Source organism: Citrobacter sp. Res13-Sevr-PEB04-36 (genome assembly GCF_015672735.1).
Classification (GTDB): domain Bacteria; phylum Pseudomonadota; class Gammaproteobacteria; order Enterobacterales; family Enterobacteriaceae; genus Citrobacter.
This window is the reverse complement of record NZ_JADABY010000007.1, coordinates 37,955-52,366: the sequence shown is the minus strand read 5'-3', so window position 1 is coordinate 52,366 and position 14,412 is coordinate 37,955. Positions and strand designations below refer to the sequence as shown.

General features: G+C 52.2%; 14 protein-coding genes. 5 read left to right on the top strand and 9 right to left on the bottom strand.

Going from position 1 to position 14,412, the window contains the following annotated elements; translation table 11 throughout:
- Positions 1-47 precede the first annotated feature (47 nt).
- On the top strand, positions 48-2,753 hold the full coding sequence (secA, locus tag IMQ48_RS02035; protein WP_196207702.1) for a preprotein translocase subunit SecA: 2,706 nt from the start codon (positions 48-50) through the stop codon (positions 2,751-2,753).
- Positions 2,754-2,809: 56 nt separating this feature from the next.
- On the top strand, positions 2,810-3,199 hold the full coding sequence (mutT, locus tag IMQ48_RS02030; RefSeq protein ID WP_196207701.1) for an 8-oxo-dGTP diphosphatase MutT: 390 nt from the start codon (positions 2,810-2,812) through the stop codon (positions 3,197-3,199).
- Between the two features lie 88 nt (positions 3,200-3,287).
- Here mutT and yacG read toward each other — a convergent pair whose 3' ends face one another.
- The 3 genes from yacG to coaE are packed head-to-tail and all read right to left on the bottom strand — an operon-like array spanning position 3,288 to position 4,855.
- Entirely contained in the window at positions 3,288-3,482 is a 195-nt protein-coding gene (yacG, locus tag IMQ48_RS02025) for a DNA gyrase inhibitor YacG (protein WP_181637211.1), read from the bottom strand.
- Between the two features lie 9 nt (positions 3,483-3,491).
- Positions 3,492-4,235, bottom strand: a complete 744-nt coding sequence (gene zapD, locus IMQ48_RS02020; RefSeq protein ID WP_196207700.1) for a cell division protein ZapD — start codon at positions 4,233-4,235, stop codon at positions 3,492-3,494.
- Positions 4,235-4,855, bottom strand: coding sequence for a dephospho-CoA kinase (coaE, locus tag IMQ48_RS02015; RefSeq protein ID WP_196207699.1), 621 nt, complete (start codon positions 4,853-4,855; stop codon positions 4,235-4,237). The genes zapD and coaE overlap by 1 nt, the downstream gene beginning before the upstream one ends.
- 225 nt (positions 4,856-5,080) lie before the next feature.
- Between coaE and IMQ48_RS02010 the strand changes: the two genes are divergently transcribed.
- The gene (locus IMQ48_RS02010) at positions 5,081-6,124 is read left to right on the top strand and encodes a GMP reductase (RefSeq protein ID WP_196207698.1); all 1,044 of its coding nucleotides are present in this window, start codon (positions 5,081-5,083) and stop codon (positions 6,122-6,124) included.
- A 108-nt stretch (positions 6,125-6,232) separates the two neighbouring features.
- Here the strand turns inward: IMQ48_RS02010 and hofC are convergent, their stop codons facing one another.
- From hofC to nadC, 4 genes are all read right to left on the bottom strand, one after another.
- Complete coding sequence (hofC, locus tag IMQ48_RS02005) at positions 6,233-7,435, bottom strand: protein transport protein HofC (protein ID WP_196207697.1); 1,203 nt, start codon at positions 7,433-7,435, stop codon at positions 6,233-6,235.
- Positions 7,425-8,810 (bottom strand): type II secretion system protein GspE, encoded by a 1,386-nt coding sequence (gene gspE, locus IMQ48_RS02000; protein WP_196207696.1) that lies wholly within the window; start codon positions 8,808-8,810, stop codon positions 7,425-7,427. Before gspE ends, hofC begins: the two co-directional genes overlap by 11 nt.
- Positions 8,811-8,819: 9 nt before the next feature.
- Entirely contained in the window at positions 8,820-9,257 is a 438-nt protein-coding gene (ppdD, locus tag IMQ48_RS01995) for a prepilin peptidase-dependent pilin (RefSeq protein ID WP_196207695.1), read from the bottom strand.
- A gap of 231 nt (positions 9,258-9,488) precedes the next feature.
- On the bottom strand, positions 9,489-10,382 hold the full coding sequence (gene nadC / locus IMQ48_RS01990; protein WP_196207694.1) for a carboxylating nicotinate-nucleotide diphosphorylase: 894 nt from the start codon (positions 10,380-10,382) through the stop codon (positions 9,489-9,491).
- An 87-nt stretch (positions 10,383-10,469) separates the two neighbouring features.
- Between nadC and ampD the strand changes: the two genes are divergently transcribed.
- The gene (ampD, locus tag IMQ48_RS01985; protein ID WP_096758288.1) at positions 10,470-11,033 is read left to right on the top strand and encodes a 1,6-anhydro-N-acetylmuramyl-L-alanine amidase AmpD; all 564 of its coding nucleotides are present in this window, start codon (positions 10,470-10,472) and stop codon (positions 11,031-11,033) included.
- Positions 11,030-11,884 (top strand): beta-lactamase regulator AmpE, encoded by an 855-nt coding sequence (gene ampE / locus IMQ48_RS01980; protein ID WP_196207693.1) that lies wholly within the window; start codon positions 11,030-11,032, stop codon positions 11,882-11,884. The genes ampD and ampE overlap by 4 nt, the downstream gene beginning before the upstream one ends.
- An 81-nt stretch (positions 11,885-11,965) precedes the next feature.
- Here the strand turns inward: ampE and IMQ48_RS01975 are convergent, their stop codons facing one another.
- Both IMQ48_RS01975 and IMQ48_RS01970 read right to left on the bottom strand, forming a co-directional pair.
- On the bottom strand, positions 11,966-12,916 hold the full coding sequence (locus IMQ48_RS01975) for a family 43 glycosylhydrolase (protein ID WP_196207692.1): 951 nt from the start codon (positions 12,914-12,916) through the stop codon (positions 11,966-11,968).
- Positions 12,916-14,322 (bottom strand): glycoside-pentoside-hexuronide (GPH):cation symporter, encoded by a 1,407-nt coding sequence (locus IMQ48_RS01970; protein WP_196207691.1) that lies wholly within the window; start codon positions 14,320-14,322, stop codon positions 12,916-12,918. Before IMQ48_RS01970 ends, IMQ48_RS01975 begins: the two co-directional genes overlap by 1 nt.
- Positions 14,323-14,412 lie beyond the last annotated feature (90 nt).

Here is a 14,412-nt window from a genome sequence, read left to right as displayed (position 1 = left end):
CAACTATAATTTTTGACTCCGCGCTGCGGGGCGTTTGAGATTTTATTATGCTAATCAAATTATTAACGAAAGTATTCGGTAGTCGTAACGAACGTACGCTGCGTCGTATGCGTAAAGTGGTCAACGTCATCAATGCGATGGAACCGGAGATGGAAAAACTCTCCGATGACGAACTGAAAGCGAAGACCGCTGAGTTCCGTGCACGTCTGGAAAAAGGCGCGACCGTTGAGAGCCTGATCCCTGAAGCGTTCGCGGTGGTACGTGAAGCGAGTAAGCGCGTATTTGGCATGCGCCACTTCGACGTGCAGCTGCTGGGCGGTATGGTGCTCAACGAGCGCTGCATTGCAGAGATGCGTACCGGTGAAGGTAAAACCCTGACCGCGACGCTTCCTGCATACCTGAACGCGTTAAGCGGTAAAGGCGTACACGTGGTAACCGTCAACGACTATCTGGCACAGCGTGACGCCGAGAATAACCGTCCGCTGTTCGAATTCCTCGGTATGACCGTGGGTATCAACATGTCTGGCCTGCCAGCGCCTGCTAAGCGTGAAGCCTATGCCGCCGATATCACCTACGGTACCAACAACGAATACGGTTTTGACTACCTGCGCGACAACATGGCATTTAGTCCGGAAGAGCGCGTTCAGCGTAAGCTGCACTATGCGCTGGTGGATGAGGTTGACTCCATCCTGATCGATGAAGCGCGTACTCCGCTGATCATTTCTGGCCCAGCTGAAGACAGCTCGGAAATGTATAAGAAAGTGAACAAAATCATCCCGCATCTGGTGCGTCAGGAAAAAGAAGATTCTGACTCCTTCCAGGGTGAAGGCCACTTCTCTGTCGATGAGAAAGCGCGTCAGGTCAACCTGACCGAGCGTGGTCTGGTACTTATTGAAGAACTACTGGTAAATGAAGGCATCATGGATGAAGGTGAGTCGCTGTACTCTCCGGGCAACATTATGCTAATGCACCACGTGACCGCAGCACTGCGCGCACACGTGCTGTTTACCCGCGATGTTGATTACATTGTGAAAGACGGCGAAGTTATCATCGTCGATGAACATACCGGACGTACCATGCAGGGGCGTCGCTGGTCCGATGGTCTGCACCAGGCCGTTGAAGCGAAAGAAGGCGTGGATATCCAGAACGAAAACCAGACGCTGGCATCCATCACCTTCCAGAACTACTTCCGTTTGTACGAAAAACTGGCCGGTATGACCGGTACAGCGGATACCGAAGCGTTTGAGTTCAGCTCTATCTACAAACTGGATACCGTTGTCGTGCCGACCAACCGTCCGATGATCCGTAAGGATTTGCCGGATCTGGTGTACATGACCGAAGCGGAAAAAATTCAGGCTATCATTGAAGATATTAAAGAGCGTACCGCTAACGGTCAGCCGGTGCTGGTGGGGACCATCTCCATCGAAAAATCTGAAGTGGTTTCTAATGAACTCACCAAAGCCGGTATCAAGCACAACGTGCTGAACGCCAAGTTCCACGCCAACGAGGCGGCGATTGTTGCACAGGCGGGCTATCCGTCAGCCGTGACCATCGCCACCAACATGGCGGGTCGTGGTACGGATATCGTGCTGGGCGGTAGCTGGCAGGCAGAGGTTGCCGAGCTGGAGAACCCAACCGAAGAGCAAATTGCGCAGATTAAAGCCGACTGGCAGGTGCGTCACGACGCGGTATTAGCCTCCGGTGGTTTACACATCATTGGTACTGAACGTCACGAATCTCGTCGTATCGATAACCAGCTGCGCGGTCGTTCTGGTCGTCAGGGGGATGCGGGTTCTTCCCGTTTCTACCTGTCGATGGAAGATGCGTTGATGCGTATTTTTGCCTCTGACCGCGTGTCTGGCATGATGCGTAAACTGGGTATGAAGCCGGGCGAGGCGATCGAACACCCGTGGGTAACAAAAGCGATTGCTAACGCGCAGCGTAAAGTGGAAAGCCGCAACTTTGATATTCGTAAACAGCTGCTGGAATACGATGACGTTGCCAACGATCAGCGCCGCGCAATCTACAGCCAACGTAACGAACTGCTGGACGTGTCTGACGTTAGCGAAACCATCAACAGCATCCGTGAAGACGTCTTCAAAGCCACTATTGATGCCTATATTCCGCCTCAGTCACTGGAAGAAATGTGGGATATTCCTGGTCTGCAGGAGCGTCTGAAAAACGACTTCGATCTGGAAATGCCGATTTCAGAGTGGCTGGATAAAGAGCCTGAACTGCACGAAGAAACGCTGCGTGAACGTATTCTGGCAAACGCTATCGAAGTTTATCAGCGTAAAGAAGAGGTTGTGGGTGCGGAGATGATGCGTCACTTCGAAAAAGGCGTGATGCTGCAAACACTCGACTCTCTGTGGAAAGAGCACCTGGCAGCAATGGACTATCTGCGTCAGGGCATCCACCTGCGTGGGTATGCGCAGAAAGATCCGAAGCAGGAATACAAGCGTGAATCTTTCTCTATGTTTGCATCAATGCTGGAGTCACTGAAGTATGAAGTGATCAGTACCCTGAGCAAGGTTCAGGTGCGTATGCCTGAAGAAGTCGAAGCAATGGAGCAGCAGCGTCGTGAAGAAGCTGAGCGTTTAGCACAGATGCAGCAGCTGAGTCATAAAGATGACGAGTCTGCTGTGGCAGAAGAGCTGGCCGCACAGACAGGGGATCGTAAAGTGGGTCGTAACGATCCGTGTCCTTGCGGTTCCGGTAAAAAATTCAAACAGTGCCATGGCCGTCTGAGCTAATCAAATAACTCACTGAAAAGGCGCAGAATTCTGCGCCTTTTTTATGGATGATAAAGATGAAAATACTGCAAATTGCCGTTGGGATTATTCGTAATCAGCAGAATGAGATTTTTATTACTCAGCGCGCCAAAGATGCCCACATGGCGAATAAGCTGGAATTCCCCGGTGGCAAAATTGAAGCCGGCGAAACCCCTGAGCAGGCGCTGATTCGAGAGCTACAGGAAGAAGTCGGGATTACACCCGTTCATAGTACGCTGTTCGAAAAGCTGGAGTACGCGTTCCCGGACCGACACATCACGCTGTGGTTCTGGCTGGTCGACAGCTGGGAAGGTGAGCCATGGGGTAAAGAGGGGCAACCGGCGCAGTGGATTGCGCAGAATGCGCTGAATGCAGAAGATTTTCCGCCGGCCAATGAACCGGTGATTAACAAGCTGATTGTGGGCTAATGTCGTTCATAGGCCGGATAAGGCAATGCTGCCATCCGGCAAATTTTGGCGGGGGCGCCACGCTTGCCCGCCCTACGTATTAGTTGAATTACTTTTGCTCTTCACTCCAGTCATCGCTCTCTGACAGATCGCCGGAGCTGGGAATACGCTTCTCTTCTGCAGCCCACTCTCCCAAATCGATTAACTGACAGCGTTTACAGCAAAAGGGGCGAAATGGACTTACTTCTCCCCAGACGACTGGCTTACCACAGGTTGGGCAGTTGACGATGGTTTGTTCAGACATATTCACTCCTTAACAGCATGCCAGGTCAAAATCGAGGCGTTCTGGAACCTGGCCATTTTCGCTATCCAACGGCATAAAACGAATGGCAAAACGGCTCTTATGACCCGATATCTGCGGAGAGAGCTGTGAATTAAGCGGTAGATGCAAACGGAGCAAATCCGCATCTTCACCGTTATCCTGGTAAAAACCATTCAGGCTGGTTTGCTTACGGAACGGCGCAGAATTACGGATTAAATCCAGAACCAGCGTCAATGCCTGAGTCAGAGGGTTCAGGCTGGAAAGCCAGGTTTCGATCTGGGTATCGCGTTGTGCCTGAGGCAGATGCAGCCAGATATGCAGGGTAGGTAAATCAAAACTGCAGCATCCGCCAGGAATACTTAAACGTTGGCGTACCAGGCCAATCAAACGGTCTTCACGCAGTGTTTGTCCAATGCGTGGTGCTGAAATCAAAATGCTGCCTGCACTTTTTAACTGCTGGCGCAGGGCGTCTATTCTGCTTTGATCAACGCCAGGAACTTCAACCCAGGCTTGAAGTTTACGTTGTTGTCGTTCCAGTTCTTTGAGGAGTTCGGTACGGACTTCGCCACGTTCAAATACATCCAGTAAGTCCCCAATATTTCTAAAAAAATGCAGTGCGCCTGCATAATCAGCGATGGGTAAGTTAACGGAGAGTTGCTGGGTCAGAAACTCAATGCGCAACCATGTACGCATTTTCTCATTGAGTGGGTGTTCAAAAAGGACCTGGGTGTGCATTACGGTTTTTCCTGTGAGACAAACTGCGACGCGCAGTGCAAATAGCGTGCGTGCAGGCGGGCGACATCCGAGATGATGGCATCCGGTGCGCCATTATTATTAATAACATCGTCTGCCACGGCAAGACGCTCTTCACGCGTTGCCTGGGCAGCCAAAATTTGTTCAACGTGTTTGCGTGTCACATCATCACGCTGCATGGTTCGTCTGAGCTGGGTCTCGGGAGTAACATCCACCACAAGTACACGATTGGCTTTTTTATACAGCGAGTTTTCCACCAACAAAGGTACAACCCACAACAGATAAGGAGACGTCGCTTGCTGAAACTGGCGCTGAGTTTCCTGTTGAATAAGCGGATGGAGCAGGGCGTTCAGCCAGGATTTTTCAGCAGGATCGGAAAAAATTCGTTCGCGTAAAATTCGCCGTTGCAACGTTCCATCTGCAGCGATGAGTTCACTGCCAAAATGTTCAGCAATCGCGTTAAGGGCCGGCGTACCAGGCTCAACGACCTGGCGCGCAATAATATCGGCGTCAATCACGTTTATTCCGAGGTCAGCGAACGCATTGGCAACGGTACTTTTACCACTGCCAATACCGCCTGTTAAGGCTACCGTATACCTCATAGATCCGGATCCTGGAGTTTAAGTTTGATTATCAAACAGTTAAAAGTTAAGCATGCGAAGGCAAGGCTGCTGCAGGATTGACCTACTCTGCGCCAGGTAAATTTATGGGATTGTAGCGTAAAAAAAGAGAATTTCGCAGTCTTGCGCGGTATTGATTAGTGCGTATGATAGCGTCACTGGAGTTGTGAGTTTCGATTTTTCGCCATTAACCCCAGGAATCCGCACATGCGTATCGAAGAAGATCTGAAGTTAGGTTTCAAAGACGTTCTTATCCGCCCTAAGCGTTCTACTCTCAAAAGCCGTTCCGATGTTGAGCTGGAACGTCAATTTACCTTTAAACATTCAGGTCAGACATGGTCCGGCGTGCCAATCATCGCCGCAAATATGGACACCGTCGGAACATTTGCCATGGCAACTGCGCTTGCCTCTTTTGACATTCTGACTGCCGTACATAAACATTATTCCGTAGAAGACTGGTCTGCTTTCGTTGCGAATGCATCTGCTGATGTCATCAAACACGTGATGGTTTCTACCGGGACATCTGACACCGATTTCGAAAAAACCAAACAGATTCTGGCACTGAATCCTGCGCTGAGCTTCATTTGCATTGATGTGGCAAATGGCTACTCAGAGCATTTCGTTCAGTTTGTGTCGAAAGCGCGCGAAGCATGGCCGACGAAAACAATCTGTGCTGGTAACGTGGTGACCGGTGAGATGTGTGAAGAACTGGTACTTTCTGGTGCGGATATCGTCAAAGTCGGCATTGGTCCGGGTTCTGTTTGTACCACACGCGTAAAAACCGGCGTGGGCTATCCGCAGCTTTCTGCTGTTATCGAATGTGCGGATGCCGCACATGGCCTTGGCGGTATGATTGTCAGCGATGGTGGCTGCACGATGCCGGGTGACGTAGCAAAAGCGTTTGGCGGTGGTGCAGACTTCGTGATGCTGGGCGGTATGCTGGCCGGTCACGAAGAAAGCGGCGGCAAAGTGGTTGAGGAGAACGGTGAGAAATTCATGCTGTTCTACGGTATGAGCTCTGAGTCCGCTATGACGCGTCACGTGGGCGGTGTTGCCCAGTACCGTGCAGCGGAGGGTAAAACCGTTAAGCTGCCGCTGCGCGGTCCGGTTGAGAATACCGCACGCGATATCCTCGGCGGCCTGCGTTCTGCCTGCACTTACGTAGGGGCATCTCGTCTGAAAGAGTTGACCAAACGTACTACCTTTATACGTGTGCAGGAACAAGAAAACCGTATTTTCAATAGCCTGTAAGAACAAGTAGTTTGCTGTAAAATGCCTGATGGCGCACAGTTTATCAGGCCTACGCTCAGATTCTCGTAGGCCGGATAAGGCACTTACGCCGCCATCCGGCATTTGAATTTATCCCATCCCGCTCATCGCATCCCCCAGATGAAAAATCGGTAAATACATCGCCACCACCAGCGTACCTATGATTAATCCCGTAATCACAAGCAATGCCGGCTCAAGTAGTGCAGCCAGATTCTCAGCCTGTGACATCGTGTTTTCGCTATGATGTCGGGCAATATTTTGCAGCATTGCATCCAGCGAGCCGGACGCCTCACCGGTTCTCACCAGCTGTAAACACAATGGACTAAATTCACCGGCATTTTTCAGCGCCTGCCAGACCGGTTTTCCGGCACTGATGTCTAGGTGTACCTGCGCTAATCGTTGTGACCAGAATGGGCAGGCGAGGGTTTCCACCACGCTCTCCAGACCTTGTAGAAAGGGAATACCCGCGTTTTGCGTCAACGCCAGAACGGTGAAGATCTGCGTGAGTTTTTGGCCCCTGACCAGCGGCCCCATAACAGGACAGCGTAACAAAAGCCGCTGACGCAGAATAAGCCAGAATGTTTTTTGTTTTATCAGACCATATGTTCCGCTCAGCACCAGACCGAGTAATCCCATCAGCCATCCCCATCGACTGCTGTATTGGGCAAGGGTCATAATTCCCTGTGTTAACGCCGGTAGCGGGGTGTTGAACGTACGATAGATGGCGGCAAATTCAGGCAGTACAAAGTGCAGCATCGCGAAGACGACCATCGCGGCCATAGTGAGAATAATTATCGGGTAACGCAGCGCTTTTTTAACTTTATCAGTCAGCTGTTGTTGTTGTTTCTGCTGACGGGCCAATTCAAAGCAGCAGAGGTCGAGTTTGCCGGTTAGCTCTCCGGTGCGGATCATTGCCTGGTAAAGTGGTGGAAAAACGTGTTGCCAACGCGTCAGTGAGGTGGAAAGTGAAATGCCTTGTTCCATGTCGTAAGCCAGCGAGCGCAGCAGCGCCTGCCACTGGCTGCTGGGATGCTGTTGTGCAAGCAGGGCCAATCCGTCGGAAAGCGTTAACCCTGCTTTCAGTAATGTGGCCAGTTGGTGTATGACTTCGATGCTTCGTTCTCTACTCCAGTGCGCGGTTTTAACACGCATCCGCATAATGCGAATTGGTGTAATGTGCATTTGTTGCAGGGCAAAGACCAGCGAGGGACGGTCGTCCGACCATAGCGCTCCCTCTGCTGGCAGGCCCTGATCGTTTATGCCTTGCCATCGCCAGAGTTGCTTAACGGGCATGGGGCATTCCCAGCACGCGGATGAGCTCTTCAAACGTCGTTAGCCCTTGTTCAACCGCCTGACATCCGTTCTCGAAAAGCGAATTCATTCCCGCCTGATGGGCGCCGGACTCTACCACGTCAGCAGTGGTACCGTTAGCGATAAGCTGGCGTAATACGGGAGTGACAGGTAGAACTTCAAACAGCGCCGTGCGGCCATAAAATCCCTGATAACAGTGTTCACAGCCAGGTGCCTGCCAGCGCGGAAGCGGCGTGGGCCAGAGTGATGCAGGCAGTGTGACCGGAGCATCAAGACGTCGCCGACAATGGGGGCACAGTTTTCTGACTAATCGCTGAGCGATAACCAACGTCAGCGCGGAGGCGATCATCCATCGGGCGACGCCCATTTGCTGCAAGCGTATCAGTGTTTCAGTGGTGGAATTGGTATGCAGCGTTGAAAGAACTAAATGACCGGTTTGCGCGGCTTTAAGGGCTATTTCTGCCGTTTCACCGTCGCGGATCTCACCCACCATTATAATGTCGGGATCCTGTCGCAGCAGTGCGCGTAATACACCCTGAAAATTCAGACCAGCGCGCGGGTGAATTTGCGTTTGGTTTACCCCTTCAATGGGGATCTCTACCGGATCTTCCACACTACACAGGTTCACATCCGGGGTATTTCGGGTTTGTAGCGCGCTGTAAAGCGTGACCGTTTTGCCGCTCCCGGTCGGGCCGGTTACCAGGATCAGCCCCTGAGGTTGCTGCAAGGCTTGTGAAAATGCGGTCAGTTGCGCGTCCTGCATCCCCAGCGCGTTAATTTCTAACGCCTGCTCAACCTGATGCAGCAGACGTAACACCACTTTTTCTCCATAGCGACAGGGGAGTGTCGCTATGCGAAACGAGATGGGGGCGCCTGAAATCTCAACAGTAAACTGCCCATCCTGCGGAAGTCGGTGCTCAGCAATGTCCAGACTGGCCAGCACTTTTAACCTTGCGGTAAGCGCAATACCCATCTCCGTCACCACCTCCGGTAACGTGTGCAGTACGCCATCTACGCGAAGCCGTATCCGATAGCGATGTTGTGTGGGCTCAATGTGAATATCAGATGCCCGTTTTACCAGCGCGGATTGTAACGTCTGGGTCAGTAATTCTGCTGCTGTCACACTGCTTTCAGAGATGATCGCTGGCAGCATTTGCCGCGGTTTGTGCGTGTGTCCTTCCATCTGCTGACGTGTCCAGCATACGATGTCGATGCGTCTGGTGGTGGCAAAATGCAGGGCATCCAGCAGTTCGTGGGAAGGCGCATCCACGACAGCGATGTGAACCACGTCATTGTCTGCATCCAGTAATATTCCTTGATAGCGTTGGCATAGTGCCGTCAGTTGCGTGGTATTCATCTCTGTTCCTTAGTTGGCATCGAAACGGAAAACGTCTTCACAGGCCTGCTGCAAAGCACCGTCATTTTGGATGTTGCAGTTACGGCTCCAGCCGGTAATACCGTTGGCATTGTCCCAGTTGGGCGTCAGGGTCACGCTCAGGCCGTTGAGGCTTTCCTGCCCGGTAAGGCTGACGATGCCTTTTTCGACGCTCATGCCGGAGACATAGCGCGTGGTGGTAGGAGAAGGAATACCATTGGCCCCGGCATCACAGGTGTCTGTACCGCCGTGCTCCAGCGCGCAGAGTTCGACTGCTGTGCGGTAGGGGACAAAGGTTTGCAACATGTCTGTCAGTGCCGCCTTGCGTAGATAGTTCTGATAAGCCGGAATACCGATGGCGCTGAGAATGGCAATGATGCCAATGACCACCATCAGTTCGATAAGCGTGAAGCCTCGTTGCTTGTCCATGGTTCGCTCCTTGAGTTAGCTGATGCTACTGTGGCAAATCAGAGGGCGCTTAGGCGAGGGGCAAAAAATAGAACGGGAAGATGGGTTCAGAGGGTTTTTACGAAATTACACAAGCAAACAATGTTTTTGCGAGGGAACGCGAAGAAACTGCCGGATGGCAGCGTAAATGCTTTATCCGGCTGGGGTTGTAGGCCCGATAAGCGAAGCGCCATCGGGCATTACCATGAGCAATTAACGAAAACGCATGGAGAGATCGAGCGCGCGCACATGTTTGGTCAGTGCGCCTACGGAGATGAAATCCACGCCGGTTTCGGCGAATTCGCGCAGCGTTTCATAGGTGACGTTTCCCGAAACCTCCAGACGTGCCTGACCGTTGGTACGCTTTACCGCCTCGCGCATTTGGTCGGTTTCGAAATTGTCGAGCATGATGATGTCCGCCCCGGCTTTCAGCGCGTCGTCCAGTTCATCCAGACTTTCCACTTCCACTTCAACAGGAACGTCCGGATGCAGCCAGAAGGCTTTCTCTACGGCCTGACGCACCGAGCCAGAGGCAATAATGTGATTTTCTTTAATCAGGAAAGCGTCAGAAAGTCCCAGGCGGTGATTGGCGCCGCCGCCGCACAGCACAGCATATTTTAGCGCGGTACGCAGCCCTGGCAGGGTTTTACGCGTATCCAGCAGCTGTGTTTTTGTCCCTGCCAGCAGGTCGACGTAGCGACGTACTTCACTGGCGACGCCGGACAATGTCTGTACAAAGTTGAGCGCGGAGCGTTCGCCGGTCAGCAATACGCGGGCAGGGCCGTCCAGTTCAAATAATGGCTGATTCGCTTTAATGCTGTCGCCATCTTCAACGTGCCAGCTGATTTTTACATCATCGCCAGCAAGTTGAATAAAGACCTCTTCGACCCAACGTTTTCCACAAAAAACGCCGTCTTCGCGGGTAATCACGGTGGCGTGAGAGCGCATATCCTCAGGCAAAAGTTGTGCAGTGATATCGTTCCTGGCATCAACGTCGCCGCCTAAATCTTCACGCAGCGCCTGAGCAACAGCGGCAGGGATATCCAGGTTGATGCGTTCCAACAGCGCGTCACGTCGGGAGTCAGGGTTGTAGCGGCGAGGCGGCATGATAAAACTCCAAATAGCTAACGAATCATAAGATAGAAACATGCTACCCTGAACCCGATATGAGCACCACCAATAAGGAGATTATGCATGTTGTTAGATAAGGGTTGGCTGGCGGAGGCGCGACGCGTTCCTTCTCCTCATTATGATTGCCGCCCGGATGACGAAAACCCTTCTTTGCTGGTGGTACATAATATCAGCCTGCCGCCGGGTGAATTTGGTGGTCCGTGGATCGACGCGTTATTCACGGGAACAATTGATCCTAACGCCCATCCTTTTTTTGCTGAAATCGCCCATTTACGCGTTTCGGCCCATTGTCTGATTCGCCGCGATGGTGAAATTGTTCAGTATGTCCCTTTTGATAAACGAGCCTGGCATGCGGGCGTGTCGAACTATCAGGGACGTGAGCGTTGTAATGATTTTTCGATTGGTATTGAGCTGGAAGGTACGGATACGCTGGCCTATACCGATGCGCAGTACCAGCAGTTGGCAGCCGTAACGCATGTCCTGATTCAGCGTTATCCGGCGATTGCTAATAACATAACCGGGCATTGCAATATTGCGCCCGAGCGTAAGACCGATCCTGGCGCGTCTTTTGACTGGGAAAGGTTTCGCGCTCTGGTCACCCCCTCGTCGCACAAGGAGATGACATGACGCTGTTTACAACATTACTGGTGCTGATTGTCGAGCGCCTGTTTAAGCTGGGTGAGCATTGGCAAATCGATCACCGTACGGAAGCATTTTTCCGCCGGATTAAGCATTTTTCTATGGTCCGTACCCTCGGCATGACGATGGTTGCGATGGGTGTGACATTCCTGCTACTGCGTGCGCTTCATGGACTACTGTTTAACGTTCCGCTGCTGGTGGTGTGGATTTTAATTGGCGTACTGTGTATCGGCGCTGGCAAAGTACGTTTGCATTATCATGCGTACCTGAATGCGGCGTCGCGCAATGATGCCCACGCCCGTGAGGCGATGGCAAGCGAGTTAACGCTTATCCATGGTGTTCCACCGGAGTGTAATGAGCGGGAGTATTTGCGCGAGCTACAAAATGCGCTGTTGTGGAATAACTTTCGCTTTTATCTGGCACCGCTGTTCTGGTTGATTGTCGGTGGTCCGTGGGGGCCCGTGACGCTGGTCGGTTATGCTTTTTTACGTGCATGGCAGTCCTGGCTGGCGCGCTATCAGACCCCGCATCAGCGTTTGCAGTCGGGAATTGATGCGATCCTGCATGTGCTGGACTGGATCCCCGTGCGGTTGGCGGGTGTGGTTTATGCGCTGTTGGGGCATGGTGAGAAGGCGCTGCCTGCGTGGTTTGCTTCTCTGGCGGATTTGCATACTTCGCAGTATCAGGTGTTAACACGCCTGGCGCAGTTCTCGCTGGCGCGCGAACCGCACACCGATAAAGTCGAAACGCCAAAAGCCGCCGTGGCGCTGGCGAAAAAGACATCGTTTGTGGTGGTGGTGATTATTGCGTTACTGACCATTTATGGGACATTAGTATAGCGTTATGCCGGATGGCGCTAACGCTTATCCGGCCTACACCATATGTAGGCCCGGTAAGCGCAGCGCCACCGGGCAATGGTTTTAGAATGTATCAGCAGGCGGGATGCCAAAATCAGGCATTCCGTTTTCGTCCCAGCGTACGAGTTTCAACCGTGTATGGCGGTTGGGATCGTACAGCGGGTCACCCTCAATCTCGGTGTAGTTCCTCGCATGGTACACCAGCACATCTTCCCCTTCCGGCGTTTGCGTAAAGCTATTATGTCCCGGTCCGAACTGACGATTCTCGTAGCTGGTGGTAAAGACAGGACGCGGAGATTTTTGCCAGTTATCCGGGTTCAGTGGGTCGGCACTGAGATCAATCCACAGTAACCCCATGCAGTAGTTTTCGTCGGTGGCGCTGGCAGAATAGCTGACGAACAGTTTGTCGCCGTGCACCATCACGGCGGGGCCTTCGTTGACCCAAAAGCCACGGCACTCCCAGTCGTACTCTGGATGACTGAGCATTACCGGCTCGCCTTTAATCGTCCACGGATTTTCCAGCTCCGCGAGATAAACATTGGAGTTCCCGGCGATATCGGGGGATTTTTGCGCCCACAGATACCACTGCTTTCCCTGGTGGTTAAAGGTAGTGGCATCCAGGGCGAAGGTATCAAACTGCGTTTTAATCTGGCCTTTCTCTGTCCAGGTGCCGGTTAGCGGGTCGGCATCTGCGCACTCGAGGGCAAACATGCGGTGTTGGAACATCCCCAACTTGTCGAGTGCCTGAGTATGCGTAGCGGCAAAATAGATGTACCACTTGCCAGCAATATGATGGATCTCCGGCGCCCAGATCAGTTCGCTCATCGGGCCGCTGTCTGGTTTGCGCCAGATAACCACCGGAGCCGCAGTGCGTAGTCCTTCCAGGGAGTTAGCCCGACGGATCTCCAGTCGATCGTATTCCGGCACTGAAGCAATGAAATAATAGTGGCTACCGTCACGGAGAATAAACGGATCGGCACGCTGTTCGATAAAGGGGTTAGGCCACTGATTCATCAGGCTTTCCTTGCATTTTCAGGAGATTTAACGTCGTGATACTCATTCAATTCACGGTAGTTGGTGCGACGCTTTTCCAGGTCTGACTGGATTTGCTGCATAAACTCGCGGTCAACTTTCAGCAGACGAACTACGCCAGCGGTAATCAGATAGCCCACGCCCGGAATAAGGGTGAACAGCAGCATAATACCGTTAATGGCGGACTCGCTTTGTGCTTTAGCACCTGCGTCGTAACCGTACCAGGAGAGCAGGAATCCGACCATTGCCCCGGCAATAGCCAGTCCCAGTTTCAGGAAGAACAGGTTGCCGGAGAAGCTGATGCCGGTGATGCGTTTACCTGTTTTCCACTCGCCGTAGTCATCGACATCGGCCATCAATGACCAGTGCAGCGGGGAAGGGATCTGATGCAGGATGTTGAGCAGGAAGTAGAGCACCATAATCATCACGGTGGCTTTCGGATCGAAGAAGTAAAACGCGCCGGAGAAGACAGCCAGTACGATATTGGTCCAGAAGAACACCTTCAGTTTGCACCAGCGGTCGGTTAACACCTTCGCCAGGATACTGCCGATCATCATGCCGACAACGCCGAGGCTAATAAACAAGGTGGCGAAGTGTGTGCTTTGCTGCATAACCCAGGTGACGTAGTACATGGTGGCGGCCATGCGAATAAAGCCCGGACAGACGTTGCACAGGGTTAACAGCAGGATTTTCACCCATTGATCGTTCTTCCAGACATCTTTCAGGTCAGCTTTTAAATCGTCGTTGGTCTGGACGGCAGGACGCACGCGCTCGCGTACCGTCGCAAAGCAAAACAGGAACATGCACATGCCAATAAAGGCCAGCACGGCCATCGCCATCTGATAGCCTTTGGCTTTATCTTCGCCACCGAACCAGTCGGCCATCGGTAGCAAAGTGAGAGAAAGTAGCAGGGTGGCAATCCCTACCAGCACAAAGCGGTAGGATTGACAGGCGACGCGCTCTTTCGGGTCGTTGGTGATGACGCTGCCGAGCGAGCAGTAGGGAATATTGATTGCCGTGTAGGTAATCGACAGCAGGAAGTAGGTGACAAACGCATAGATAACTTTGCTGTTATACGTCCACTCAGGGGTGGTAAACATCAGTACGCTGAATAATGCGTAGGGAAAAGCCATCCATAAAAGCCATGGACGAAATCGACCATATTTACTGCGCGTGCGATCGGCCATTGCACCCATAATAGGGTCTGTTACGGCATCGATTACGCGTACTGAAAGCAGTAAAACGCCGACCAAAGCAGGAGCAAGGCCAAATATATCCGTATAAAAATAGTTAACAAACAGCATGATAGCGCCAAATATGATGTTACATCCGGCGTCGCCCATACCATAACCGATCTTTTCTTTCACCGACAGTTTACTGGTTTCCATCAACTGCGCTCCATAAATAAGATATGGAGAGAATTATTGTCTGGTGAGTTCGTTTTTGCGTTGCAGGATAGCGCCGCTGATATGGATGAA

Bases quoted from the DNA above. Each gene is read 5' to 3' on its own strand.
- secA (WP_196207702.1), top strand. From the start codon at position 48: ATGCTAATCAAATTATTAACGAAAGTATTCGGTAGTCGTAACGAACGT.
- mutT (WP_196207701.1), top strand. From the start codon at position 2,810: ATGAAAATACTGCAAATTGCCGTTGGGATTATTCGTAATCAGCAGAAT.
- yacG (WP_181637211.1), bottom strand. From the start codon at position 3,482: ATGTCTGAACAAACCATCGTCAACTGCCCAACCTGTGGTAAGCCAGTC.
- zapD (WP_196207700.1), bottom strand. From the start codon at position 4,235: ATGCACACCCAGGTCCTTTTTGAACACCCACTCAATGAGAAAATGCGT.
- coaE (WP_196207699.1), bottom strand. From the start codon at position 4,855: ATGAGGTATACGGTAGCCTTAACAGGCGGTATTGGCAGTGGTAAAAGT.
- IMQ48_RS02010 (WP_196207698.1), top strand. From the start codon at position 5,081: ATGCGTATCGAAGAAGATCTGAAGTTAGGTTTCAAAGACGTTCTTATC.
- hofC (WP_196207697.1), bottom strand. From the start codon at position 7,435: ATGCCCGTTAAGCAACTCTGGCGATGGCAAGGCATAAACGATCAGGGC.
- gspE (WP_196207696.1), bottom strand. From the start codon at position 8,810: ATGAATACCACGCAACTGACGGCACTATGCCAACGCTATCAAGGAATA.
- ppdD (WP_196207695.1), bottom strand. From the start codon at position 9,257: ATGGACAAGCAACGAGGCTTCACGCTTATCGAACTGATGGTGGTCATT.
- nadC (WP_196207694.1), bottom strand. From the start codon at position 10,382: ATGCCGCCTCGCCGCTACAACCCTGACTCCCGACGTGACGCGCTGTTG.
- ampD (WP_096758288.1), top strand. From the start codon at position 10,470: ATGTTGTTAGATAAGGGTTGGCTGGCGGAGGCGCGACGCGTTCCTTCT.
- ampE (WP_196207693.1), top strand. From the start codon at position 11,030: ATGACGCTGTTTACAACATTACTGGTGCTGATTGTCGAGCGCCTGTTT.
- IMQ48_RS01975 (WP_196207692.1), bottom strand. From the start codon at position 12,916: ATGAATCAGTGGCCTAACCCCTTTATCGAACAGCGTGCCGATCCGTTT.
- IMQ48_RS01970 (WP_196207691.1), bottom strand. From the start codon at position 14,322: ATGGAAACCAGTAAACTGTCGGTGAAAGAAAAGATCGGTTATGGTATG.